Consider the following 1249-nt stretch of genomic DNA (forward strand, 5'->3'; position numbering starts at 1 on the left):
AGATGGTGATGCCGGGCGACAACGTGAAGATGGTGGTCACCCTGATCGCGCCGATCGCGATGGATGACGGCCTGCGCTTCGCGATCCGCGAAGGTGGCCGCACCGTCGGCGCCGGCGTGGTTGCCAAGGTCATCAAGTAAGTTGTTCCGCCCGCCCGGCGAAGGCCGGACGGGCAAGGGAATGGCGGGCCGGAAGCGGTCCGCCATCGCCCGTTTAGAGATGCCAATGCGTCAGTAGCTCAACTGGCAGAGCAGCGGTCTCCAAAACCGCAGGTTGTAGGTTCGAGTCCTACCTGGCGCGCCATCCCGCACTGGCGGGTGCTTTCCCCGGGAAGCACCGCCCCCAACCGGCTACCGCCGGGCAAGAGCTGATGAACACGAAGGTCGATCAAGCACAACAGGCGGTTTCCGCCGCCGATGTCGCCAAGTACGTTCTGGCCGCCGCGCTGCTCGTGGCTGGCCTGTTCGCGTTCTATTGGTTCAACGAGTGGCCCGGCCCGGTTCGCGGCCTGGTCGCGGTTGCCGGCGTGCTCGCCGCGGCCGCCGTGATGTCGATGACGGCCAAGGGCCGCCAGACCAAGGATTTCTTCTCCGAGTCCCTGTTCGAACTGCGCAAGGTCGTCTGGCCCACCCGCCAGGAAGCCATGCGCATCACCGGCGTCATCCTCATCGTCGTGGTCATCGTCAGCCTGATCCTGGCGTCGTTCGATTTCGTAATTTCGTGGCTGATCCGGCTTTTGCTGGGTCAATAAGGAGTTCAATACGTGGCCAAGCGTTGGTATGTCGTCCACGCCTATTCGGGCTTCGAGCATCAGGTGCAGCGCGCGCTGGATACGCGCATAGCGCGCGCCGAGATGCAGGAAAAGTTCGGCCAGGTGCTGGTGCCGACCGAGGAAGTGATCGAGATGCGCGCCGGCCAGAAGCGCAAGTCCGAGCGTAAGTTCTTCCCGGGCTACGTGCTGGTGCAGATCGAAACGCATGAAGATGCCGGCATTCCGCGCATCGACGACGACAGCTGGCACCTGATCAAGGAAACCCCGAAGGTCATGGGCTTCATCGGCGGCACCGCCGAGCGGCCACTGCCGATCAAGGACAGCGAGGCGGACGTCATCCTTCGCCGCGTCCAGGACGGCGTGGACAAGCCCAAGCCCAAGGTGCTGTTCGAGCCGGGCGAAATGGTCCGCGTCACCGAGGGTCCGTTCAACGACTTCAACGGCACCGTCGAGGAAGTCAATTACGAAAAGAGCCGC

At 63.6% G+C, this 1249-nt stretch carries 2 protein-coding genes, 1 tRNA gene and 1 pseudogene; all 4 read left to right on the top strand.

Annotation, left to right across the window (positions count from 1 at the left end):
• Positions 1-140 (top strand): annotated as a pseudogene (locus K0M70_RS08830) (elongation factor Tu); the annotation flags it as partial.
• Positions 141-227: 87 nt separating this feature from the next.
• Positions 228-303 (top strand) — tRNA-Trp (locus K0M70_RS08835).
• Positions 304-370: 67 nt separating this feature from the next.
• Positions 371-751: a preprotein translocase subunit SecE gene (gene secE, locus K0M70_RS08840; RefSeq protein ID WP_290781432.1), complete on the top strand. Its 381-nt coding sequence runs from the start codon at positions 371-373 to the stop codon at positions 749-751.
• Positions 752-763: 12 nt separating this feature from the next.
• Positions 764-1249 (top strand): transcription termination/antitermination protein NusG (gene nusG / locus K0M70_RS08845; RefSeq protein WP_290781433.1); only part of this gene is annotated, 486 nt, incomplete at its 3' end.

The organism is Arenimonas sp. (assembly GCF_019459675.1).
GTDB lineage: Bacteria > Pseudomonadota > Gammaproteobacteria > Xanthomonadales > Xanthomonadaceae > Arenimonas.

Excerpts from the sequence above, each read along its gene's own strand:
- secE (WP_290781432.1), top strand. The coding sequence starts at position 371 with ATGAACACGAAGGTCGATCAAGCACAACAGGCGGTTTCCGCCGCCGAT.